Here is a 23,813-nt window from a genome sequence, read left to right as displayed (position 1 = left end):
CGCGAGAGGGGCTAGGTGTGGCGGGTGTGAGCTAGCGAGCACGCAAAGAGCCACACCTAGAAAGCCCACCAGCCAACTCGCTCACACGACGAATCTCTAGGAGCACAGTTTTAATACGCGAGAGGGGAGGGATGTACCGTTTTTCGCCGAAAAACGGTACATCCCTCCCCTGTCGCGATTATGAGAAGCGCTAACCTACATCTAGTGCTCTGCAGGTTCAGCGTTGGGGTCTACACCGGCAATCATCCTCAGCACCATGAATCCGGCAAAAACCAGGAGCAGGACGCTGATGCCCGCCGTCCACACCACGCCCGCGTCGAAGGCGTGCTGGGCGGCTTCGAGTAGCTGAGCGCCAAGCGTTCCACCGGCATCCGAAGCAACCTGCGTAGCCCCACCGAGGGTTTCAGAGGCGGTGTTCTGTTGTTGCTCACTCAGCCCGGCGGGAAGGTCAATAGATTTGCTGTAAACAGCGGTGAGGATGCCGCCGAGAATAGCGGTTCCTAGCACTGCACCCAGCTCGTAAGAGGTTTCTGAAATGGCGGACGCGGCACCCGCTTTCTGCGGCGGAACCGAGGACAGCATGACGTCATTCGCGAGGGTTTCAGAGGCACCCACGCCCAGTCCCATCACGATGAAAGCGAGCATCAGCACCAGGTTGCTTTCACCGCCGAGCGCAAAAATCAGTCCGAAGGCTGCGGCGTTGAGAAACATACCGAAAGCGATGACCTTCGCGGGGTGAAAACGCGGTACAAGACGCACAAACAGCAACCCCGACACCATGGCTACGAGTGTGCCGGGCACCAGGAAGAGGCCCGCGTCCAAGGGGCTAAGCCCAGCCACTAACTGCAGGTGCTGAGACACAAAGTAAATAAAGCCGACCATTGACATCATCGCCAACAGGTTGGCCGATATAGCGCCGGTGAAAACCTTGTTGGTGAACAGACGCATGTCGAGCATGGGGTTCGCTTGGCGGAGCTGACGGCGGGTAAACAGCCAACCGGCTACAAGACCAATGAGAACCGCAGCAACAAGCGTCGTATCAAACCCGACCTTAGCGATGTGCTTAATGGCGTAGGTAATAGCCGTCATCGCGACCATGACCAGACCAATGGAAAGCGGGTCGATTGGCCCGGGCTGAGGGTCCTTAGATTCAGGCACAAGGAGGGGTGCCAGGATGAGGAAGGGAATCAGCACAGGAACCGCCATCATAAAGACGGCACCCCACGCAAAGTGCTCAAGCAGAAACCCGCCAATAACAGGGCCGAGTGCCGCGCCGGAGCCAAAACCAGCTGCCCAGATAGCAAGCGCCATGCGCCTCTCGTTGGAGTCGGTAAAAATATTGCGAATAAGCGAAAGAGTAGAGGGCATCAGCATAGCGCCGAAGAAGCCCAGTCCCGCACGAGCAATAATGAGCCACTCAGCAGTCGGCGCAAAGGCAGCTAATGCTGAAATAGCGGCAAAGCCGGTAGAACCAATAATCAACAGCCTCTTTCGGCCGATGCGATCGGCAAGAGATCCCATAGGCACCAGCAGCCCCGCAAGCACCAGGGAGTAAGCATCGATAATCCACAGCTGTTGGACGCCGGTAGGTTCTAGTGCGCGGGCGATAGAGGGCACCGCAAAAGAAAGCACGGTGTTATCAATGGACACTAACAGCACCGGCAACATGAGAATAGCGAGGGCAACCCACCGCTTTTTCTTGTTCGAAGAGGTTGCTTGCTGATGGTCAATGAGAGGCATCGATGCCGTACTCATGGTTTCACGTCTTTCTTGAGGAGAAGTGCAAAGCACTGCTTTACTGTACCGACTAGACGGTTTTTACATCGCCTCAACTGTACCAACCATACGGTAAAGTTTCTAGAGAATTTTCTGGTATCTTGAAACACATGAGCGCAAAAGACAAAATCCTCGCCGCCTACGAATCCATCCTCATCCACCAGGGCGAAAAATCCGCAACCATGGACGCCGTCGCAAAAACCGCAGGTGTTTCCAAAGGAGGACTGCTCTACCACTTTCCTTCCAAGGATGCGATGGCGGCAGGGCTCATTGAACGATTCACCGCGCTCTCAGAAGAAGACCTCAAGGCGATGAAAGCCGCAGAAGAAGGCGCTTCTGCCTACTACATTTCAGTCTCGGACTATGAAGACAATGACTTCGACCGCGCCATTGTGGCAGTCAGCCGTCTCGCCCAGGAATCTAACGCCGCCGCATCCGCAGCACTCAAAGAAGCGCAGGACAAAGTCACCGAACTCATCGAAACCGAGGTGGGCGATGCAGACACCGCCCGAGCGATTGTACTTTTGTCTGACGGCATGTACTACAACGCAGCTTTCTTTGGTGGCACCGTGGACGAGCATGCTAAGAAGGAGGATCAGCGCATCCTCTTAGCCGCCGTCAAAAAGCTACGCGCATAAAGCGCTTAATCGCGAGGCTAGGTGTGGCGGGTGCGAGCTAGCGAGCACACAAAGAGCCACACCTAGAAAACCCACTTTTAACGCGTGAGAGGGGAGTTGTGTTGCACTTTTTGGATAAAAAGCGCAACACAACTCCCCTCTCGCGGTTTTTAGCCAGCGAAGGCCGCGATCTCCACGCCCTCTTTCTCCAGAGCAGCACGCACCTGGCGCGCAATCTCCACCGCGCCGGGAGTATCGCCGTGCACACATACACTGTGCGCATTCAGGCCAACTTCGCTACCGTCAACCGCGGTCACGGTCTTCTCTAACGCCATTTTCACGACGCGCGCCGCTACCTGCTCGGGGTCATGGATAACAGCCCCTGCTTCGCGGCGAGAGACCAGCGTCCCTGACGGGGTGTACCCGCGATCAGCGAAAGCCTCGTAGAAAACCTGCACGCCCGCATCCTGCGCGCGACGTTCAATCTCGCTGTTGGGCAGGCAGAGAACAGAGAGATTAGTGCCGGATGCGCGGTTCAGCTCGGCGAGCGCGGTGGCAACAGCCTGCGCCTGGGCTTCGTGGTGAACGATGGCGTTGTAGAGTCCGCCGTGGGGCTTGACGTAAGAAACAGTGCCACCGGCTAAGGATGCGACCGCCTGTAGCGCGCCGATTTGGTAGATGACAGCGTCGATGAGTTCGGTGGCTGTCATGTCGATAAAGCGGCGGCCAAAACCAGCGAGATCCGGGTAGGCAACGTGCGCGCCGATAGCCACCTTGTTTTCAACGGCTGCGGCGATGGTGGAGCGCATGACCGAAGGATCGCCAGCGTGGTAGCCGCAGGCGATGTTGGCGGATGAGACGATCTGCATCATGGTGGCATCGTCGCCCATGGACCATGAGCCGAATGATTCGCCGGAGTCTGAATTGAGGTCTATGCGCACGGGGAGCTCTTTTCTGTAAATTTCTCAAAGTGTGCGTCGAGACTGCACTTTAACCCCGATTTTGACGAAAAAACCGGTTAAAGTGCAGTTTCAACGTAGCATTACCTCTATTGTTGCGTGAACAAGCCCACATCTGTCAAGATTGTTGAACAATCTCAAGTTAGTGCTGTCAAAGGTGGTCTTATCATGTCGCGCATCAAAAGGTTTTCTCTAACCAACGCCATGATTGACTGTGAGTCACTGTCACAGGCACTTTCCCTTCACGAACATCTGACTAACCACCCCGAACGCGGCCAGGTTGAGCTCATTCCCGCCGCGCAAACTGTGCTCGTCCGCTTTGATACCGCTGAAAACACCAGCCGGTTTATCACCTCTTTCACCCTGCCCGAACACGTTGATGCCGAGGACGGGCAGGTAGAAACCCGCGTCATTGAGACCGTTTACGACGGTGAGGATCTCGCAGAGGTTGCCGCGTTGGCAGGGCTCAGCGAGCAGGGCGTCATCGACGCTCACACCGGCGCTGATTGGCGCGTAGCCTTTGCCGGTTTCGCGCCCGGTTTCTTCTACTTGCACGCTGAAGACAATGTGCTGAACGTGCCGCGTCGTTCATCGCCGCGTACCGCTGTTCCCGCCGGAGCTGTTGGCTTAGCTGGCGCGCTGTCGGGTATTTATCCGCGCCAGTCACCCGGTGGCTGGCAGTTGATTGGCCGCACCAACGCGCCTCTGTGGGATCTTTCGCAGGCCCCTCCCGCCCTCCTAGAACCCGGCATGAAAGTGCAGTTCAAGGCGGTGCGCGAGCTGATTGAGGTGCGCACCGAATCCAATACCCGCACCAGCTCCCAGGTAAGAGCTGAGGATGCAATCCTGCGCGTAGATTCACCCGGCATACAGACACTCATTCAGGACGCCGGCCGCCCACATCTGGCGCACTGGGGTGTTTCGCCCTCCGGGTTTGCAGATGCCCCAGCGGCCCGCGAAGCTAACCGTCTTGTCGGCAACGAGCTCAATACACCCGTCCTTGAAAATCTCGGTGGTGGTTTACGCATTACAGCTGGTCAGGACGCGGTTCTGGCGGTGACCGGCGCGAGCGTTGAGGGCACGATCACCCCGGTAGTACAGGCTGCACAGGGAGCGCAGTCGGCACAGATATCCGATGCCGGCAGCGATGAAACAGCTGAGAACGCCAACACCGCAGACTCACTGCCCAAACAGCTCCGTCAGTACACACCGTTTGCACTGAAAGCCGGCGAAACTCTCACGCTAGGCCCGGCAAGTAGCGGTCTTCGCGCCTACGTAGCGCTACGCGGTGGATTCGCGGCAGAAGCGCAAGCAAACAGTGCTTCTCGGGACACCCTCTCGAGCATCGGCGCCCAGCCACTGGCGTCCGGCGACTTTCTCGCGGGCGCCAACCTGCACGCATCAGCCGTAGCAGTGCCGAGCACTCCCCTGCCGCTACCCGGCGACGACACGGAGTTGCGCGTCATCCTCGGCCCGCGCGATGACTGGTTCACCGCTCAATCGCTCAGCAACTTTGTCACCGCCGCCTGGAAAGTCAGCAATTCAAGCGACCGCATTGGCGTACGCCTTGTGCCCGACGAGATGCCAGCAGGCCCCGGCCACGTTGACGAGCTACTAGAACGCACCAACACCGCAGAGCTTCCCAGTGAAGGCATGGTCACCGGCGCAATACAGGTGCCACCCAACGGTGAGCCGGTCGTCTTTCTCACCGACCACCCCGTCACCGGCGGCTACCCCGTCATCGCATCCGTACTACCAGCTGACCTGCGATTACTCGCCCAAGCGCCGCCCGAAACGCGCATCAGGTTCACCGAGGTTGACCCCTCAACCTTAGATATTAATCCTTCAGACTCCTCAGATACCCAGAAAGAAAATCATGCGTAAAGTTCTCATTGCCAACCGTGGCGAAATCGCTGTTCGCATCATCAACGCCTGCGCCGATGCCGGTTTTGAAAGCGTCGCGATTTTCGCTGATTCCGACGCGCAAGCACTGCACACTGTGCTCGCCGACGAGGCATACGCACTCGAGGGCAACACCCCCGCAGAGAGCTACCTCAACATCGAGAAGGTACTGGATATTGCGCGTCGTAGCGGTGCCACCGATGTTCACCCCGGCTACGGCTTCTTGGCTGAGAACGCTGATTTTGCGCGCGCTGTTATCGATGCGGGCATTACCTGGATTGGTCCCTCACCCGAGACCATCACCGCTCTTGGCGACAAAGTAGCTGCACGCGACATCGCACTGGCCGTGAATGCGCCGCTGGCACCCGGCACCGACGGCCCCGTAGCTAACGCCGGTGAAGCTCGCGCTTTCGCCGAAGAACACGGCCTGCCCGTCGTCATCAAGGCAGCCCACGGCGGTGGCGGACGCGGTATGCGCGTCGTCCGCTCGCTGGATGAAGTTGAGCAAGCATTTGATTCGGCACAGCGTGAGGCTGTGGGTGCATTCGGCAACGGCGACTGCTTTGTCGAACGGTTCTTGGACCAGCCCCGACACGTTGAAGCGCAGGTTGCGGCGGATGCGCACGGCAACGCAGTCGTTATCGGCACCCGCGACTGCTCGCTGCAGCGTCGCCACCAGAAACTCGTTGAAGAAGCACCCGCGCCCTTCCTCACCGCTGAGCAAGAAGCGCAAATCGTGCGCGCATCCACCGAAATTTTCAAGAAGGCAGGCTACGTAGGCGTAGGCACCGCCGAGTTCCTGGTAGCCAACGATGGCACCATCTCGTTCTTGGAAGTCAACACCCGCATTCAGGTAGAACACCCCGTCACCGAAGAAGTCAGTGGCGTTGACCTGGTGCAGCTGCAGTTCGCCATCGCAACAGGCGAGCCTTTGCCGATGACCGAGATGCCTACCCCGCGCGGGCACTCTTTCGAATTCCGCATCAACGCTGAAGATCCTGCCCGAGGTTTCCTGCCCGCAGCTGGTGAAATCACCTCGATTAGCGTGCCGGTAGGCCCCGGCATTCGCTGGGATTCCGGCGTACGCGCAGGCACAGTGAGCTCAGGTGACTTCGACTCCCTGCTGGCAAAATTGATCGTCACCGCGCCAACGCGCGAACTCGCTATTCGCCGCGCACGCACCGCCCTGCGCCAGCTGGAGATTCAGGGCATTGCAACCGTTATCCCCTTTGCCCAGCGCGTCATGGAACATCCCGACTTCACCGGTGATCAGTTCAAGGTCTACACCACCTGGATCGAAAACGAACTAGGCGATGACCTAGTACCCGACGAAAACTACCGCGGCGGGCTGCTGCCTGTAGGTGCTACCAGCTTCCCGGGCACCGGCGTCACCCGCTTCAACCTTGAGGTCAACGGCGTTTCAACCAAGGTCGGTATTCCCGATGCTATTTTCAACTCCTTCGGTAGCGCGGGCGCGCCCGGAACCGGTGCGGACGCCGGTGGGCAGGACGCCGCATCCGGCATCAATGCGCCCATGAGCGGCTCGCTACTGCGATTTACCGTGGGCGTTGGCGATACCGTTGAGGCAGGCGATCAGGTAGCGATTCTTGAAGCAATGAAAACCGAAGTACCTGTGCACGCGGAAGCAGGCGGCGTAGTTGCCGCACTAACTGCCGAGGCCGGCGAGCGCGTGCAGGCTGGTCAGCCCCTAGTGGAGTTCGAAAGCTAAACCGGCATCCTGCACGTAGTGACCACGTTTCTCTCAACAGTGACCACAAAACTCTCAAAAACCGCCCCAAAACACCGGGTTTTTGAGAGTTTTGTGGTCACTACTTGCGCAGGGGCGGATGCGGAACAAAACCCTACCGTTCTATATAGTTAGACCCGTGAATCCTGAGACCACTTCAATACCCGTTGTGCCCACGCTCGACAGCATCGTCGCCCGCTCCACGCCAGACCATGCCTTCGCAACAAAATGGGCGGCGGACGTCCTGCGCACCGCCATGACAGAAGGCGCGCTAGACCCGGGCACCAAGCTCTCCGAAGCGGCGCTGGCGCAGCAACTGGGCATCTCGCGCAACACCCTGCGCCAGGCTTTTACAGCGCTTGAATCTGAGCACCTGATGACGCGCGTGCCCAACCGCGGTGTTTTTGTAGCGACCCCCGGCAAGAAGCAGATTCACGAGCTTTTCACGCTTCGTCTGGCACTAGAAAGCGCGGCTATCGACCTTATTTCCGCAGGTGAGAAACCGATTTTGCGTCGCATTATCGAGCAGTCGAAGGTGCACCGCGCATCCGGCTCGGTTTCTGGCATGGCGGGCGCTAACCAGGATTTTCACCGCGAACTCGTGCGACTTTCTGGCAGCGAACGCCTCAACACACTTATGGTGAGTGCTCTCGCCGAGATGCGCCTACTCTTTCATTCGATGGTGGCGGTGCCGGACTTCCACTCCCCCTTTGTGGAGAAGAACGAGCATCTCATGCACCTGCTTGAAGCCGGCGACAAGTACGAAGCCCACGTTTACCTGCGCGACTACCTCGCGTCCTCCGCGGCATACTTCGCGGACAGGGTGTAGGCATCCGCACTTTCGGCGCGCATTCTTTCGGCACCGCCCACTTTCCGTGGATTTGCGCTGTAATTTCGACGTTTTTACAGCACAAATCCACGGAAAGTTGGTTTACTCGTAGTGGTAGCGCACCGCGGCAATGCGAATGGAATCGTCGACGATTTTATAGACGATTCTGTGCTCCTCAGTGATCCTGCGCGACCAATACCCCGAGAGATTATTACGCAAAGCCTCTGGCTTGCCTATCCCCTCGTTCCCATTGCGCTGAATATCTTTAATAAGCAGATTGATACGTTTGAGAACCCTGCGATCCTGCCCCTGCCACCACAGATAGTCTTCCCAGGCGTTCTCGCTCCACACAATTTTCATGGCTAGTCTTCGAGTAGATCCCGTTCAGCGCCACCATCATTTTCCAGCTCGCTAATGGAATCAAAAAGACGACGCGCGTTGGCGGGAGAGCGCAGGAGGTAGGCGGTTTCTTTCAACGATTCGTACTCCGCCAATGACAGGATGACCGCTGGCTCGCGTCCTGCGCGGGTCACCACCACTTCTTCACAATCATTCACTACCGAATCGAGGACCTCTGCGTAACGCGCGCGAGATTCCGTATATGTCAGTGTTTTCATCGCATCCCTTTCCGTACAGGATACTGTACAGGATAGCAATGGGGCCGACTGCGGTAAAGAGGCCCCCGCGCGCACTTTCCGTGGATTTGCGCTGTAATTTCGACGTTTTTACAGCGCAAATCCACGGAAAGTGAAAACCTACTGACACAAAAAATCTCCCCGATGAAAAGCACATTTCACCGGGGAGAATCTCCTCGCTAGCTAGGGAAAACACGAGTTCACTGCGCTCACGCGCTTCCTCGTCTCGCCGCTACGCTGAGCTCGACGCAGGGCTAAAATTTTTATTTCTGCAAAGCAGAAAATTTTAGCCCTGCCACAGCTGCGCGATGCCGCCCAGCGACTTCCAACCCAAGTAAATGGTGAGCAACCACGACGCCCAACCAATCACCAGCAGCCACACCGGGTACTTGTAACCATCAAGCAACTTACGGGTCTTGAACGATGCCACAAACAGTAGAACACCAAAACCAACAGGAAGAATCAAACCGTTCACAGCGCCAGCAACAATCAGCAAGGTAGACGGCGCCTTACCCAGAGTCACGAAGACAATGGTCGAGACCACAATGAACGCAATGGTCAGACCGTTCTTGATCTTCACCGGGGTGTTGTTGTGGGTGAGGAATGAAACTGAGGTGTACGCCGCGCCAATCACTGACGAGATAGATGCGCCCCACAGGATAAGACCAAACAGGCGGGTACCGATTTCACCGGCGGCAATACCGAACGCCTGGCCAGCGATAGAGCTGTCAGTCGACAGTTCAACACCGGTCGCAACAACACCGAGAATCGCCAAGAAGAGCAAGAAACGCATCAGGCCGGTGATGATGATGCCGGTAACCGATGAGCGGGTAATGTCAGTAACCGCTTCAAGACCGGAGACTCCGGCGTCGATCATGCGGTGCGCACCAGCGTAGGTGATGTAGCCACCGACGGTACCGCCCACCAGCGTCGTGATGGTTGCAAAATCAATAGTTTCGGGCATGACAGCGTTGCGCATGGCATCGCCGACAGGCGGGTTCGACACGAAGGCAACGTACGCGGTTGCAAGAATCATAATGACGCCGAGAACCACAACGATGCGGTCGAGCGCCACACCTGCCTTGCGCGATAAGAAGACCGCGATCGCTAGGATTGCGGTGATAACACCGCCGATGGTGGGGTCGACACCGAGCATTGAGTCGAAGCCGAGTCCGCCGCCGGCAACGTTGCCGACGTTGAAGACGAATCCGCCCAGTGCCACCAGGATAGAGAGCAGAATACCCAGGCCGGGCAGGACGGCATTGCTGAGTTCGTGGGCTTTGCGACCGGAGACACCAATGACGCGCCAGACGTTGAGCTGCACCGCGATATCAATCAGGATTGAGATCAGAATTGCAAAGGCGAAGGATGCGCCGAGCTTGTAGGTGAACTGTCCGGTTTGGGTGATAAAGCCAGGGCCGATGGCGCTGGTTGCCATGAGGAAGAGTGATCCGATGAGCACGGATCGGCGTCCGCTCTTGGATGCGACGACGCTTCCTTTAATGGGGGTTGTGTTTTCTGCCAACGCAGGTTCCTCTCACGAGTAAGGAACGCAAGCAAGAGTGCTGCGTCATAGACCTACACCACAATATAGGGATTGTTGAACAATGTTGCAAATAAACGCACTTTAAATGTTTATTTTTGAAACGCCGCATCCCTTTTTAAAACTTGACCGAAATGCATACAAAAACCCTGTTTACCACCGGTTGCAATTTGTATATATCCCCTAATCAGAGGGCATTTTTTACTCGTTTAAAGTTGACCAAAAGCCTATTTTTCACTTAATCTCAGAACCAGAACCACACAACACTCCCCATTTCGAACCACTTGAACCACTTGAACCACTCGAGTTGCTCGAACCACACAGAAAGTACACACGCATATGCGCACCCTATTTTCAGGTAAGAAGTTTCTTGCCACTTTCACGCTAGCGTTCATTGGCCTCACCAGCCTTTCAGCACCTGCTAACGCAGCGTCCTTCACTGACAACGACGGCGACGGCATCCCTAATTCTTGGGAAACCAACGGTTACGATTACGACAATGACGGCAAGATCGACCTTGATTTCCCGGCGTGGGGCGCAGATCCCAACCACAAGGACATCTTTGTCGAGATGGACTACATGCCCGATCTGATGGCTACCCAGTCTGAGCTGGACGCAATCACCCAGACTTTCGCTAACTACCCCATCGACAACCCCGATGGTCGCCAGGGCGTTAACATTCACCTGGATGCAGGTAGTCGCTACGCTAAGTACGATCTCGGCGGCGGTGAGGAGATTCCTTATCAGGTTCTCCGCAACGAAACCACTGTTGGCCAGCTGCGCTATGATCACTCAGATCCCGCTCGTGACGATGTCTTCCACTACATGGTCTTTGGTGACTACTACTCAGACGCACCGGGTTCATCAGGTATCGCGCAGATTAACGGTCGCAACTTTGCCGTAACCCTCGGCCCCAGCTACTGGGGCGAGAATGTTCCGAGCGCTACCTACATCGGCACTTTCATTCACGAACTCGGCCACAATCTCGGTCTGCTACACGGTGGCGATGACAACGTGAACTTCAAACCCAACTACTTCAGCATCATGAACTACCATTACCAGGTTAAAGGTGTTCCGCTAGCTAACGGCAACGTTTCATTCGGCTACTCAACCCATCAACACGATTCCGTTAATGAGCGTAGCCTGTACGAAGAAGGCGGCTTTGGCCCGGATTCACACGGTTACCTGTACGATTACCGCCCCGACGCTCTTGCGGACGCACCGATTGACTTCAATAATGACGGTCAGATTTCGTCCGGTCCGGTTGCGGCTGATTTGAACAATGACGGTTACCTCTCCACCTTGCACTCACACGACGATGTTGCAAACATCCGCTTCCAAGCTCGTGGTGGCGACTACCGCTACTCGGTCACTCAGCCGCGTGCTGAGCGTAATGAGCTCACCGCTGACCAGGCTCGCGATATGAACCTGCTCGACGAAGATGCTCCTGCAGTGAACCGCTGGTAAGCATCCGGCTGTTCTAATGTAGCCAAGTGTTTTTTCGAACGCGCTGTCTCTACTCGATACCCGAGTGAGGCAGCGCGTTTTTATATGCAGACATATAGGTGCCTCATGCGTCGGTTCTTATCAATAGGCTCCTATAGCAAGCTTTAAACGCGGCGGCGGATTTCTTTACACATGAAACGTGGGGACGTTTCGTGTATTCCGAGGAAATCCGCCGCTGAGTTTATTTTATACAATTTCCCCTATTTAGGGGACAAACATGACGTATATAACGGTTTGCTATGTTCCACAGAAACTCGTAAAGAATCGCGATGAATCCGGCGCCTGCTCCAAATCCTCGTTCCCCACCACACGTGTGTAGGGATTTCGAACGGCTTCAATCAGACGTTGAATGGGTTCAGCATCGCCCGTCTCAACCTTGCGCAGCGCCGCATCGAGCGTGAGATTACGCGGAATGTAGACCGGGTTGTTGCCCTGCATGAGCTGGTAGGACTTTTCCGGTGACGCGCCGGTTTCTGCGCGGAGCCGGTTCAGCTCGGCGAGCCAGGTTTCAGCGGGTTCTTGACCCAACAGGCTCTGGAGTTTCTCCGAGTTCTGAACCTCAGCATCGTCAGTCAGCGCGCGGAAGAAACCCGTGAAGTCGAGGGTTTTCTCTCCGGCAAGATCCAGGGTTTTCTCGATAAAAGCGGCAACTTTATCCAGGGTCTGACCATCTGCACTCTCACCCAGGTCGATACCCAGCTTTGCAGCGAAGAGGCGGGTGCAGGCGTCCTGATAGGTCTCTTCAAACTCAGCAAGGACGTCCGTAGCAAGATGTACAGCTTTGTTGGGGTCATCGTCGATGAGGTCGAGCAGCGTTTCAGCAAAGCGCGCGAGGTTCCACTGCGTCACGCCGGGCTGGTTGCGGTACTTGTAGCGCCCCTGTCGGTCAATGGAGCTGTAGACCGCGTCGCGCGAAAAACCGTCAATGAAAGCGCAGGGGCCAAAATCGATAGCTTGGCCGGAGATGCTGACGTTATCGGTGTTGAGTACACCGTGCACGAAACCCAGGGACATCCAGTGCGCCACCAACTGCGCCTGCTGTTTGCTGACGGCACGCAACAGGTCGAGAGGGTTCTCGGCATTGAGATGTGGATAATGCCTGGTCAGCGCATAGTTCACAAGGTTCTTGCGAAGTTCTTCGCCCTCGGTGAGTTGCGCGTACTGAAAGGTGCCGACGCGAAGGTGCGAGGACGCCACGCGCACGAGTATCCCGGCGGGCTCAGGCATGGGTGAGCGTCGGCGGATGTATTCGCCAGTTTCAATGACGGCGAGTGCCCGGGAAGTTGGAACGCCCAGGGCATGCAACGATTCACCAATCACGACCTCGCGCCAGACCGCTGAAAGCGGTGCTTTACCGTCAGACCCAGGACGCGAAAAGTTGGTGAGTCCACTGCCCTTGAGGTGCAGGTCAACGCATGGCTGGGTAGGGTTGCCGGATGCGCCGAGTTCAGCACCGGGTAGCGGCAATTCACCGATTAGGTGCGCACGACCATCGCCGAGAACCGGGGAAAGTTGCCCAAATTGGAAACCGGAATATGCCAGCGCGTAGGTTGGCGCGGAGCCTCCCGTGAGCCATGCCAGCCCGTTGTTGGTGGCCAGCCACGCCGCATCCAGACCCAACTCTTGCGCCAGTGGCTCGTTGACCCAGGTGACGCGCGATTCCGCGGGAATCGTGGGGCGCTGCTCGGTGGCGAGCGTCGGGAAAGTGCAGGCGTAGGTGTGTTCCAGCGTGGGCGTCATGCTCCCAGTCTATCGGGGTGGGCAAGAGGGGCCTCTTGCCCACTATGCCCCGCCGCGGCTCTTTACTGCCTGCCACCGCGCGCCTTGCTTACCCGGTGCGAAATCACCGTTTTGGGTGTGATTTCGCACCCAAAACGGTGATTTGAGACGGGGTAACAGCCCTGCACCACCTACCACCGCGCATTTTCCGTGGATTTGCGCTGTAATTTCGCCGTTTTTACAGCACAAATCCACGGAAAGTGAGGGACAGGACGCGGCACCCCGCAACGCGCGTCCGGCTAGTCCTCATCGAGTTGAGCGTCCAGGCGTTCGCGGTCTTTGCGACGCTGGTGAGTGGTGAGGTACTTGAGGATAAAAGCACTCGCTGCGATACCTGCAAGAGCGCCAATAGCCCCGCCAATAGAAAAATCCCGATCCATAATCGACGAAAGATTCCAGATAACACCGGCGATAACAGCCAAAGAAATCAAGACCATCAGGCATTGTTCCAGCTTGGAGTATCCATTCAAACGCGGATAAGGAGCACGCTTACGCAACCATGAGTCACCAGTTGCCATCGCGATAATCAATGCAGCAATCGGTAAAATTACGAGGATGGCGTAGACACCGGGCAACACCCAAGCCAATACAGCAAAAGCGATGTATAGTAGCCAAATTGCCCAGGTATACGAAATAGCTATGGACCGGTAGAGCATTTCTCGCTCAAACTCATCATCCATAGATGCGTCGTAGCGTGCAAGTATTTTGTCGTTGTAGCTCATGATTAGTCCTGTTCTTCGCCGAAAACTTCTTCCACAGTCCGGTCCAGCACCTTGCAAATTGAGAGTGCCAGGTAGACCGAGGGTGAGTAGTTTCCCTTTTCGATATTGGCGATGGTCTGACGCGAAACACCTGTGCGCTCGGCTAGTTCTGCCTGCGACAGTTCGCTCCAGCGCCTAAACTTTCGCACCGTGTTGGTGCCGCCGCTCTGCGTTGTCATAGTTGTTCTTTCGGGTTGAGATCTCATTTAAAATGTAAAACATACTTTACAAAAAGACAAGGATTCTTGCAGATACTCTTGCCCTTACCATTTGCACGTTCACCCTCACCCTCACTCCACTGAGCACGTAAATACGCCAGAAACCTTCAAAACAAGGGTCAAAAAGGTCTCACTTTGAAGGTTTCTGGCGTAGTTATGGGTGGAAAACCCACCGCCGCGCACTTTCCGTGGATTTGCGCTGTAATTTCGCCGTTTTTACAGCGCAAATCCACGGAAAGTGAGGGGCAGGACGCGGCACCCCGCAACGCGCGTCCGGTCAAGCTGCGCCTTACCCCTCCGCGCTCAGTGAACGCCAGCGCCGCGTTCTCGCGTCCTGCCGTCGAAAATGCGAGAATAGTAAGCGAACTGTTGAACAGGCGAAAGGATTTATCATGGCTGATCTCAACGGCAAAAAGGTTCTCGCACTCGCATCACAGGGTGTAGAGCAGATTGAATACACCTCACCCCGCGACGCCCTCGAAATCGCGGGCGCGAGCATCACCCTCGCATCACCCGACGGCAAGGAATTCCAGGGCATGGAAGGCGACTGGGAGAAGAAGGATTCCTTCACCCCCGACGCTAAGACCGCAGATGTGAAGGCTGAAGATTTCGACGCACTCCTATTGCCCGGCGGCACTCTGAACGCCGACGCAATGCGCATGGATGAAGGCGCACGCAAGCTGGTCAAGGCATTCCTTGATGCTGACAAGCCCGTTGCTGCTATCTGCCATGCACCCTGGATTCTGGTGGACGCTGGTGTGGCCGAAGGTCGCAAGCTGACCTCATTCACTTCCATCGTGCCGGACCTCAAGAACGCTGGCGCTAACTGGGTTGATGAGGAAGTCGTTGTTGACGGCTCACTGATTACCAGCCGCAACCCCGGCGACTTGGATGCGTTCAACGCAAAGCTGATCGAGAAGCTTTCCTAAGTTTTTGCAGATAACCCCGCCTGTCTTCTTTTATCGCGCCCTGTGACAAGATGGAGGCAGGCGGGTTTGTTATTCCCGACTGTCTATAGATAAGGATTTATTGACGTGATTTTTATTGTTGTGAAGTACCAGGTGAAGGACGGCAAGCGCGAGGAGTTCCTCGAGGCTACCCGCGAGTTCACTGAGGCTACCCGCGCGGAGCCCGGTAACAAGTGGTTTGAGTGGTCGCTGAGCGTTGAAGACAAGAATGAGGTTGTTCTTGTTGAGGCGTTCAATGACGACGCGGGTGAGGCTCACGTGAATTCGGATCACTTTGCGAAGGGCCTGGAGGCTATGAAGCCGTGGTTGGCTGAGACTCCGAAGATTATCTCTCGCACTATCGATGGCGATGACTGGGGTGAAATGGGTGAACTTCAGATTGACTAGCGCGTAGCGCCCGTCAATCTGAAGTTCGCCCGAAGGGCTGGGCGACGCGGGTGCGAGCTAGCGAGCACGCAAGAGCGTTGCCCAGCGGCGTAGCGAAGCGAAGCCGGTGCGGTGCGGCGGGGAGCCGCACAATGCCCCGCCCACCAGCCAATCTTCAGCTCGCCGGCGCGCGCACCCGCATCCTGAAAACTTACTCCCGAAGTGCGTTTGTACTGACGCTAGTGTCAGTATTTTCGCATTTTGGGAGTAATTTTTTGCTCGCCTACCCTGCCCGCCCCGCATTTTTGGGGTGCTTTTGCGCCAGAAACCCTAGCCGTCCCATATTTTGGCTGGTTTTTATGTAATTACTTGGGGTGGTTGCGACTTTTTCATGACCGGCGGGTCTATTTTCATTAGAATGAGTGGTGTTGTAACGCTTGTGTTCGTGTGAACTATTTTTGGAGCTTGATTCATGACCTCATTCCCTCAGGAAACTGAGAAGCTTGGCCATTCTGATGATCATCATGAGGCTGACCATGCGGCGGTGTCGCTGGCGGTGTCTACGGTGATTCTTGCCTTGCGCCGTAAGGAGGGTGAGTCGCATCATTCGTTGTGGTTGCCTTTGGTGCGTCGTTTGCGTGAGCCTTATAAGGGTCAGTGGGCGTTGCCGGGTGGCCCGTTGCCGTCGGATCAGTCGTTGGAGCAGGCTGCGGGTTCTACGTTGAAGCGTGCTACCGGTTTGGTTCCGGGTTATCTTGAGCAGTTGTACGCGTTTGGTGATGTGCAGCGAACCCCTGATTATAGGCGGATGCGTGAGGGCGTGATTGAGCCTCAGGTTGATCCCGAGCGCGTGGTGTCTGTGGTGTATTGGGCGTCTATTCCGGCTACTGATGTGTCTCATACTCGCGTGCATGAGAATATTAAGTGGTTCCCTGCCGATGAGCTGCCGACTCTGGCGTTTGATCACAATGAGATTGTGGAGTACGCGCTGTACCGCCTGCAGAATAAGGTGGAGTACTCTCGCATCGCGCATTCGTTCTTGGGTGAAGAGTTCACGTTGGCGCAGTTGCGCGAGGTGTATGAGGCTATTTTGGGACGCGCGTTGGATCCGGCGAATTTCCGCCGTCAGATTGCGGCGTCCAAGTCCATTATTGATACCGGTAAGCGTGTTGAGGGTACTCGTCACCGCCCGCCGCGTTTGTACCGTTACGATCACGCTCGCGCGTTCGCTGATCAGGGGCCTTTGGGCATGTACCGGGCTTCTGAGACTCAGGATGTCGCGCAACATAAGTTTTAGTCCTGTAGAGAGCCCCTCCCCCGGGTAGAGAGAAGTCCCCATGCGTTTTGCTCCTGTTGCCGCTGTTATCGGTGTTTCGGCTGTGGTTTTGACGGGTTGTTCGAATAAAGCTGAAGAGCCTACTACGGCTGTGCCTTCTAACTTCACGATGTCCGCTGCTCCTCAGGAGTTTAAGGATGACACTCGCGGTGTGGTGAAAGAGGTGAAGGATGCGAACACCGTGGTTCTGACGATTGATGGTGAGGACCGCGAGGTGCGTATGGCTAATGTTTTGACGCCGAATAAGCGTAATGTGGATTATTCGGGGTCTTGTCTGATTGATGAGGCTAAGGCTTACACCGAGAAGACTTTGCCTGCGGGTACCGAGGTTTCGCTGAAGTTTGATCCGAATGCTGTTGGGTCTTCGGGTTATGTTGAGGCCGCGATTTATAAGGGTAAAGACTTCATTAACAAGAACATTGTCGGCGAGGGCTTGGGTGTAGCTACGTTTATTTCGTACGGCGATAAGTTCTACACCGAGGTCTCTGACGCGCAAAAAGCGGCGGCCGACGAGGGTAAGGGCCTGTACTCGAAAGAGACGGATTGCTCGATTCCGCACATGATTCAGGAGCACACGGATAAAGTTAAGGGCGCCGGTAAGCTGTCCGAAGAAGAGGCTACCGAGGTCTACCGTGACGCATCCGAGTTCTACAACGACCTGCAGCGCTCCACTCAGAGCCCGGCTTCGTGGGAGGGTTCTTTCGCCACGCTGACTCCGGTGAGTGACCAGTTGCAGGAACTGATGGACGCTTTGGGCGGTAACTACTACGATCCCACCGGTGTGAAGAAGTCCGATAAGGAATCAGCGTCGGGTAAGCCTGTTCGCCCGGGCGAGAGCTGGTCTGAGCAGCCTAACGATGCTGATGCCACCGCACCTGCCGAGGACGCGTCGTCCACTGAAACCGCGTCCGCTGAGGACGCCGGTGTTGATGGCCTGGAACGCAGTGTTGATGGCGAGGGTAGCGGCAGCTAGGTTCTGACGAACTAACCCCTGGCGTTCCGCTCATGGCAGGTACTTAAAGTCCCAGCGAATGAGCGAAACGCCAGGGGTTACCCGCACCATCGCATACAAAAACGCCCCACACCTGCCAGCAAAGGCGGATGCGGGGCGTTGTAGTATCTAGAAGCTTACGCCTCGGGGATAACCAGACCCTTGGTCTGTGAAACTGCGCGCTCGAAGCGTGCTGCTACGTCTTCCCAGTTCACGATGTTCCAGAATGCCTTGACGTAGTCGCCCTTAACGTTCTGGTAGTCGAGGTAGAAAGCGTGCTCCCACATGTCCAGCTGCAGAACAGGAATCAGTGCAACTGAGATGTTGCCCTGCTGATCGTAGAGTTGCTCGATAACGAGGCGCTTACCAACGGTATCCCATGCGAGGATTGCCCAACCTGAGCCCTGGATGGTGGTTGCAACGTTGGTGAAGTGGTCGCGGAAAGCATCGAATGAACCGAAGTTGTCATCGATTGCTGCTGCGAGTTCACCTACGGGCTTGTCGCCGCCCTCGGGTGAGAGGTTCTTCCAGAAGATGGAGTGGTTGGTGTGGCCACCGAGGTTGAACGCGAGGTCTTTGGAGAGCTTGCCAATGTTAGCGAAGTCGCCGTTAGCGCGTGCTTCTTCCATCTTCTCGATAGCGGTGTTAGCGCCTGCAACGTAGGTTGCGTGGTGCTTTGAGTGATGCAGCTCCATGATGCGAGCTGAGATGTGCGGCTCCAGTGCTGCGTAATCGTAATCGAGGTCGGGAAGAACGTACTTCTCTGCCATGAGGAGTCACCTTTTCTTTCTCTAGACGTTTAAACCTTGCACTCATCAGTTTACGCACCAGTGCAGGTATTGTCTGCCTTATATGTAGAACTTTTACCCCATATTCAGCTATGAGCACTAAGAGACGAACCCGAAATTTACTTTTTGGGTAAACCTTTTGCGCTGATTTCGTCACGGGGTGACGCTCTCTCTAGTGCCCCAAGGACGCGCGTCCTACCGTATTTAACGGCACTATTTCAGCGTTGCGCGGAGGTGCTCGATAAAGCGCAGCGCAACGGGTGTGAAGGTCTGCTGTTTTTGCCAGACCAAATATATTTTGTTACTCAGCGTCGGGGTAATCGGGCGGAAAGTTAGCTCAGGATGCGTCTCGGTATTGACGAGCCCGTCAAAGCACAGCATCACACCCAACTTTTCATGCACCAGGTGGGTGGCGTTATACACCAGGTTGTAGAACCCTACGACCTGATGCTCTTTAATCTTGCCTTCGCTCCAACGCGGCAGATCATTTTTAAGCGATTGTCGCGAAATAATGATGTCTCGGTCTTGCAACTCATCGGCAGAAATCGCGTCCAAAGAGGCTAGCGGATCGTCTTTAGTCATCAGGACGCCCCAGGTGTCTTCGCCCGGAATTTCAATATATTCGTAGCGGTCTAAAGAAGGCGGCTCCACAATCAGCGCGGCGTCGAGCAGGTCGTTATGTAAGAGGTAAAACAGGTGCTCCGTGCTGCCACTTGTGATATCTAGGCGAGAGAGCGGTGCTGTTTTGTGAAAACTCGCAAAAGCAGAAGCAACGACGCTAACTTGCGGCGACTCGGGGCATCCCAACCGGATTTCGCCACCGATAGCATCATCAATCGTTTTGAACTCAGAGACTGTTTTATCCATGAGACCCACGATGACTAAGGCACGGTCTTTGAGGAGCTTGCCGTTAGGAGTAAGTTCCATGTAGCGACTGCGAAGTGTGGGTTTCAATCGCTGCCTGCCACATCGTCTTTTGCAAACGGTACCTAGCTGAAGGCAACAGACTAGAAGACCTCAAATACCGTGCACCGGGCTACCCCTATCTGTCGTGGGTTACCCTCATCGTCTGCGCGTTATCGTGCGTTCTCATTGTTTTTGACCCCACGCAGCGTCCGGCGCTTTTCTACACTGTGCCTTTTGTAGCGCTGTGCTACCTAGCTTCATGGATAATGCGCCAGCGATTCTCCCAGACCGGCAAGTAGCCGCGGGGCTTGCGCCGGCTCTTTAGCTTTTATAAGGATGCCTGTTACCAGTACTCCGCCGAAGGGCGGTTTCTAGCCGGCTGGTTGCAGGCATCCTGCTTTTCTCCCCAAGCCCTGCTCTGTGCGATGACGCTTGTGCATTAAGTGCAGAAAGTTATCCACAGGTGGGGATAATTCTGTGCATAATTCGAATATAAGTACGTTGATGCGAGTAACACTTATCTAAATACTGCTCTGACAAGGACTTTCTATGGTGCAGCACTCGAAGCTCACCGGTGTAATCACACGCGTGTAAGTTTTCCACGCTGTGGAAAAGAACTGTGGAAAAGTCTCAAAAACCTGTGATTTAAGGGGCTTTTGCAGGTTTTGACAGGCGTCCTATCCACACACCCCATCTCACAACAGCTCTTTAAGTGGAAAATGTTCACAGAGTTATCCACAGGTGGGGATAAGTTTTCCGCAGATCCCTGCTATGGGATAGGAACAGGGCGTCCAGCAACACCTCGCTTCTTATAAATCCTTGATTTCACGGGCGTCCAGTAGAGATCAGGCATACACATCCCCATACGCACTCTCTCCTGCGTCCACTGAGTTACATTCATGTACTTATCCACGCTGTGGAAAACTTCTGTGGATAAGACTGTGCAGATACAACAATGCCCCCGCTCGACCAGTAGCGGAGGCATTGAGACTTATAGGATTTCGGCACTGTACGCAACTACGAGGCTTATTCATAAGGGGTCCCAGCCGCAAAAAATATCAGCCCCCACAAATCTCCGTGGAAGTACAGTTACCATGAAACGAACCCCAGCAGTCGCCACAAGCCTAACTCTCCTCATTATGGCTACCCCACCATCGTTTCTGCTTCCCCGACAGTTTCAGCACAGACCAATCACGCACAAGTAATATCAACATTCGTGCCTATCCAAAGTCCTGCAATCGACACCGAACAATGAAACCATGACCTCAAAAAACTTCAAGATGAAGGTATTCTGACTGAGATTTCTCATACTTCAGATGACATCACCTACGAGGTACACAGCAAAGGAAATAAGACAAAGATTTTGGGAACTTTTACTGTCACATCAGCCTATGCAGGTGCTGAAGTTACTCCTGAAATCGGCGGAAAATTTGAAGGGGTCCACCCCGCTGTAGTGTTCAACCAACCAGACCAGAAAGCTCTCCAATCAGGTGGTACAGCTGTCATGGCTGCGGCCTGGGCTGCAGCTTTCAGTGAAACCGTTGTTGGAAGTGTTATTTCTGCTGGTGTTATTTCAGGCATCGGTGGTACTGCTGCTGTGTATGTTGGTCAACATGGAGTTTGCCCGGGTGATAAATCACTTATTGATATATTCTGGGTTTGTTCCTTTGTTTTTGGTTATTTCCAATTTTAGGTTGCGGAACTAAACCCGGGGCATATCACCTTAATGATAAATCATCATATAAGCATCGATTTCAAACCTTTTTAAGACTATGGATGGATTAGGTTATACCTAAACTATCTTCACTATATCCCAGCAATAACTGATTATTTTGGGTCCACAAATAAACAAGACCTAGAAAATCTCTTCCGCACGTTACCAAAAATATAAACTGGAGAATCTATCATACTCGATAGAGGTATTGCATCAGCAATACAAGAAGTAGGTAGGTTGTAAAAATTAAATCTATTAAAAATTAGATTCCCTGACAAGCTTATTACTTAAATGCCAGTTTTTATACGCGTTTCAATAGCAATATTTATTAATTTACCTACTGTAGGATTAGCATTATGAATAAATATTTTTTTCTTATAATTATTTTTTCCTAACTTAACATACAATTTTCCAAACAATTCATCACAAAAACTAGAAGAAACCAGCGAAATTCCTTTCATATTGAAAATAATAACTTCAGCTCCAGCATTAATTAAATTCTCGATTTTAATGCGTAATTTGGCACTAGACTGTCGAGCTCCGGACGCCTTTTCTATCTCACTTGCCACAATCTCTATATATTCTTCTTCTCCTTCATATTTCTCGATAAGATTATGGTTAGAGAATTTACTCGATAATGCTTGTGATATGTCAACTGGATTTCGACAATCGAGTCTCCAGTCAATTAATGTTGTATGAGCATTATCATTTATAATTTTTCTATTCTCCATGTAATTTTTTCTAGTCTCATTATTCATCAGACTCCAATTTCCTCTACCAGAGTGAATCAGTAAAGATCCACCATTTATCTCAACCGCCGATCGGAGTCCAAAGAGACCATTACCTTGATTATTTTTACCCTTACTTGTCACTCCCCTTTCGAGTGAGTATTCAATAGCATGGTCTGCCCTCCAAATTCTTTCAGCATCAAGCTGACTTTCCTTACTCCCTTCATACATAGCTTTGTGAATACCACGTCCAGCATCTGCTACCGCGATTAAGCATCGATGCTGTTGGGGAAGGAGTTGCATCATTACAAATCCCTTTTCAGCGCGAGAGTGCTCGAATACATTATCTAATATTTCATAAATACACCATTCAAAAGTATCAATGACACCTTCTTTGCACACTACCGACTCCAAAAGAACATCGATATATTTTTGAGTGATTTTATATGCTTCATCTTGATCGTGAAATTCTATTACTCTGTCTGTTACTTTCATATGTTGCTGTAAATTATTTACATTAAATGGTTCATTTATGCCGATACGTCGCCCGTAACTATTTACACCAGCTAGAACTATTTGGACTTTCTTTATTTTTTTAAGATAGTCCAACACACATACAAATAGAGTGGTATAATTAGGGTAATATCTCTGAGTTTGAGAAAGTACGATCTGGACAGTGTCACCGCATCTCCATTCTCGTGATTGGCTTACCAATTTATCTACAACCCTTAGAGAACTTATATTTTTCATATGTATCTTATGGAACATTCTAAACCTTTTGCTCATTGTGAATTTATTACAAATTCATTTACTTCTATAACATAAATTCAACCATATCGCTCTTAGGGGTAATGTAACCTCCTATACCTCATATAAGATTTGCAAGAATCTAATTTTTAACTAGAAGGGTTAAAAACAAATTTATACCCTCAAATAGAAAATTAAACCATCAGGGACACAATCGATAATAAATCGTTACAGACAGTCTCATCTGTTTAAACCATAATATCACCTAAGAATATTAATTAAAAATACTTTAATATTTTCAGAAACTTTATCTTATCGAAAGAATCAACAATGAGGCTTATTCACAAGGGGTCCGAAGCCGAAAAGAAAATCAGCGCCCGCACCAGAAGAAAACACCCTCCCATAAGAGCCCAACGGACGCCGAAAACCAGAATGCAGAACCCTCCACGTTTTCACCTGCGCAATCACCCGCTCAACCACTGGCCTCAGCCGATTAATCCAACGATTATTCTGCCTCACCACAGCCTTCATCCTCACCCCCCGGATGCCGTTTAGTAGGAGTCAGCAGCCCAAGCCCGATATAGCCTTTATCCGCCAGAGTGGACTCACCCAAGAACCTCTCTAACTGGTGAAAACGATAGGCATACACATCATGTCTAGCTCCTGGTACCGGGTCAGTGATAGCCAGCAGCTTCCCGTTCACAGTGCAGATCACCTGGTGGTTATATCCAGTTCTTTTGTGCTTACCTGAAAACAGTGTTCGACCTTGTGAAGCCCAGTTCCACACCGGGATGAGTGTCCCATCGACCACGAGAGAGCCGGGTGTATTTTTGAGAGATTCAAGCTCAGGGGTTTTTAGTTCAGGCAGTTGTATGAAGTGCCCCGAGTTTTGTTCCTAGGCATTTGCCTTGATTTCTATTATCACTTGCGGCGGGTTCTGCTTCCAAAAATCGGTTTCCACCTCGACCGGGGTTCGGTACCCCAGGCTTTGGTGGAG

At 53.6% G+C, this 23,813-nt stretch carries 23 protein-coding genes; 11 read left to right on the top strand and 12 right to left on the bottom strand.

Annotated elements, in window-relative coordinates; all coding sequences use genetic code 11:
- Positions 1-201 precede the first annotated feature (201 nt).
- Positions 202-1,755 carry an MFS transporter gene (locus tag HF984_RS10605; RefSeq protein WP_168615649.1) on the bottom strand — a complete coding sequence of 518 codons (1,554 nt, stop codon included), beginning with the start codon at positions 1,753-1,755 and terminating at the stop codon, positions 202-204.
- Between the two features lie 131 nt (positions 1,756-1,886).
- Here HF984_RS10605 and HF984_RS10600 point away from each other — a divergent pair, with 131 nt between their 5' ends.
- A complete protein-coding gene (locus HF984_RS10600; protein WP_168615648.1) occupies positions 1,887-2,414 on the top strand; it encodes a TetR/AcrR family transcriptional regulator in 528 nt (175 codons plus the stop codon).
- Positions 2,415-2,563: 149 nt separating this feature from the next.
- Here the strand turns inward: HF984_RS10600 and HF984_RS10595 are convergent, their stop codons facing one another.
- Positions 2,564-3,334, bottom strand: coding sequence for a LamB/YcsF family protein (locus tag HF984_RS10595; RefSeq protein ID WP_168615647.1), 771 nt, complete (start codon positions 3,332-3,334; stop codon positions 2,564-2,566).
- Between the two features lie 186 nt (positions 3,335-3,520).
- Between HF984_RS10595 and HF984_RS10590 the strand changes: the two genes are divergently transcribed.
- From HF984_RS10590 to HF984_RS10580, 3 genes are all read left to right on the top strand, one after another.
- Positions 3,521-5,236: a 5-oxoprolinase subunit B/C family protein gene (locus HF984_RS10590; RefSeq protein WP_168615646.1), complete on the top strand. Its 1,716-nt coding sequence runs from the start codon at positions 3,521-3,523 to the stop codon at positions 5,234-5,236.
- Entirely contained in the window at positions 5,229-6,983 is a 1,755-nt protein-coding gene (locus HF984_RS10585; protein WP_168615645.1) for an acetyl/propionyl/methylcrotonyl-CoA carboxylase subunit alpha, read from the top strand. Before HF984_RS10590 ends, HF984_RS10585 begins: the two co-directional genes overlap by 8 nt.
- 157 nt (positions 6,984-7,140) lie before the next feature.
- Positions 7,141-7,830, top strand: coding sequence for a GntR family transcriptional regulator (locus HF984_RS10580; protein WP_168615644.1), 690 nt, complete (start codon positions 7,141-7,143; stop codon positions 7,828-7,830).
- Positions 7,831-7,932: 102 nt separating this feature from the next.
- Here the strand turns inward: HF984_RS10580 and HF984_RS10575 are convergent, their stop codons facing one another.
- From HF984_RS10575 to HF984_RS10565, 3 genes are all read right to left on the bottom strand, one after another.
- Positions 7,933-8,190 carry a Txe/YoeB family addiction module toxin gene (locus tag HF984_RS10575; protein WP_168615643.1) on the bottom strand — a complete coding sequence of 86 codons (258 nt, stop codon included), beginning with the start codon at positions 8,188-8,190 and terminating at the stop codon, positions 7,933-7,935.
- A 2-nt stretch (positions 8,191-8,192) separates the two neighbouring features.
- Positions 8,193-8,447, bottom strand: a complete 255-nt coding sequence (locus tag HF984_RS10570) for a type II toxin-antitoxin system Phd/YefM family antitoxin (RefSeq protein WP_168615642.1) — start codon at positions 8,445-8,447, stop codon at positions 8,193-8,195.
- A gap of 304 nt (positions 8,448-8,751) precedes the next feature.
- Complete coding sequence (locus HF984_RS10565; RefSeq protein WP_247596614.1) at positions 8,752-9,990, bottom strand: NRAMP family divalent metal transporter; 1,239 nt, start codon at positions 9,988-9,990, stop codon at positions 8,752-8,754.
- Positions 9,991-10,347: 357 nt separating this feature from the next.
- On the opposite strand from HF984_RS10565, the gene HF984_RS10560 reads away from it, so the two are divergent.
- Positions 10,348-11,475, top strand: a complete 1,128-nt coding sequence (locus HF984_RS10560) for a zinc-dependent metalloprotease family protein (protein WP_168615641.1) — start codon at positions 10,348-10,350, stop codon at positions 11,473-11,475.
- A gap of 276 nt (positions 11,476-11,751) precedes the next feature.
- Here HF984_RS10560 and HF984_RS10555 read toward each other — a convergent pair whose 3' ends face one another.
- From HF984_RS10555 to HF984_RS10545, 3 genes are all read right to left on the bottom strand, one after another.
- Positions 11,752-13,254, bottom strand: coding sequence for a protein adenylyltransferase SelO (locus HF984_RS10555; RefSeq protein WP_168615640.1), 1,503 nt, complete (start codon positions 13,252-13,254; stop codon positions 11,752-11,754).
- Between the two features lie 278 nt (positions 13,255-13,532).
- Entirely contained in the window at positions 13,533-14,015 is a 483-nt protein-coding gene (locus HF984_RS10550; protein WP_168615639.1) for a hypothetical protein, read from the bottom strand.
- 2 nt (positions 14,016-14,017) lie between these two features.
- Complete coding sequence (locus tag HF984_RS10545) at positions 14,018-14,233, bottom strand: helix-turn-helix transcriptional regulator (protein WP_168615638.1); 216 nt, start codon at positions 14,231-14,233, stop codon at positions 14,018-14,020.
- 431 nt (positions 14,234-14,664) lie between these two features.
- On the opposite strand from HF984_RS10545, the gene HF984_RS10540 reads away from it, so the two are divergent.
- The 4 genes from HF984_RS10540 (at position 14,665) to HF984_RS10525 (ending at position 17,915) form a co-directional block, all read left to right on the top strand.
- Entirely contained in the window at positions 14,665-15,201 is a 537-nt protein-coding gene (locus tag HF984_RS10540) for a type 1 glutamine amidotransferase domain-containing protein (protein ID WP_168615637.1), read from the top strand.
- Positions 15,202-15,306: 105 nt separating this feature from the next.
- Positions 15,307-15,627, top strand: coding sequence for a putative quinol monooxygenase (locus HF984_RS10535; RefSeq protein WP_168615636.1), 321 nt, complete (start codon positions 15,307-15,309; stop codon positions 15,625-15,627).
- Positions 15,628-16,078: 451 nt separating this feature from the next.
- Positions 16,079-16,903 (top strand): NUDIX hydrolase, encoded by an 825-nt coding sequence (locus tag HF984_RS10530; RefSeq protein ID WP_168615635.1) that lies wholly within the window; start codon positions 16,079-16,081, stop codon positions 16,901-16,903.
- Between the two features lie 40 nt (positions 16,904-16,943).
- Positions 16,944-17,915, top strand: a complete 972-nt coding sequence (locus HF984_RS10525) for a thermonuclease family protein (RefSeq protein ID WP_168615634.1) — start codon at positions 16,944-16,946, stop codon at positions 17,913-17,915.
- Positions 17,916-18,070: 155 nt separating this feature from the next.
- On the opposite strand, the gene HF984_RS10520 is transcribed toward HF984_RS10525, so the two are convergent.
- Both HF984_RS10520 and HF984_RS10515 read right to left on the bottom strand, forming a co-directional pair.
- Positions 18,071-18,703, bottom strand: a complete 633-nt coding sequence (locus HF984_RS10520) for a superoxide dismutase (protein ID WP_168615633.1) — start codon at positions 18,701-18,703, stop codon at positions 18,071-18,073.
- Between the two features lie 231 nt (positions 18,704-18,934).
- Positions 18,935-19,675, bottom strand: coding sequence for a LysR family transcriptional regulator (locus HF984_RS10515; RefSeq protein ID WP_168615632.1), 741 nt, complete (start codon positions 19,673-19,675; stop codon positions 18,935-18,937).
- Here HF984_RS10515 and HF984_RS10510 point away from each other — a divergent pair.
- Both HF984_RS10510 and HF984_RS10505 read left to right on the top strand, forming a co-directional pair.
- Positions 19,663-19,926 (top strand): hypothetical protein, encoded by a 264-nt coding sequence (locus HF984_RS10510; protein WP_168615631.1) that lies wholly within the window; start codon positions 19,663-19,665, stop codon positions 19,924-19,926. The genes HF984_RS10515 and HF984_RS10510 overlap by 13 nt on opposite strands.
- A 1,064-nt stretch (positions 19,927-20,990) precedes the next feature.
- Complete coding sequence (locus tag HF984_RS10505) at positions 20,991-21,320, top strand: hypothetical protein (protein ID WP_168615630.1); 330 nt, start codon at positions 20,991-20,993, stop codon at positions 21,318-21,320.
- A 308-nt stretch (positions 21,321-21,628) separates the two neighbouring features.
- Here HF984_RS10505 and HF984_RS10500 read toward each other — a convergent pair whose 3' ends face one another.
- Both HF984_RS10500 and HF984_RS11945 read right to left on the bottom strand, forming a co-directional pair.
- On the bottom strand, positions 21,629-22,837 hold the full coding sequence (locus HF984_RS10500) for an STAS-like domain-containing protein (protein ID WP_168615629.1): 1,209 nt from the start codon (positions 22,835-22,837) through the stop codon (positions 21,629-21,631).
- Between the two features lie 484 nt (positions 22,838-23,321).
- Positions 23,322-23,627 (bottom strand): transposase family protein, encoded by a 306-nt coding sequence (locus HF984_RS11945; RefSeq protein ID WP_425563904.1) that lies wholly within the window; start codon positions 23,625-23,627, stop codon positions 23,322-23,324.
- Positions 23,628-23,813: the final 186 nt, after the last annotated feature.

Source organism: Rothia terrae, assembly GCF_012396615.1.
In the GTDB taxonomy this organism is placed as follows: Bacteria; Actinomycetota; Actinomycetes; order Actinomycetales; family Micrococcaceae; genus Rothia; species Rothia terrae.
This window is presented reverse-complemented; position numbering and strand designations above follow the sequence as displayed.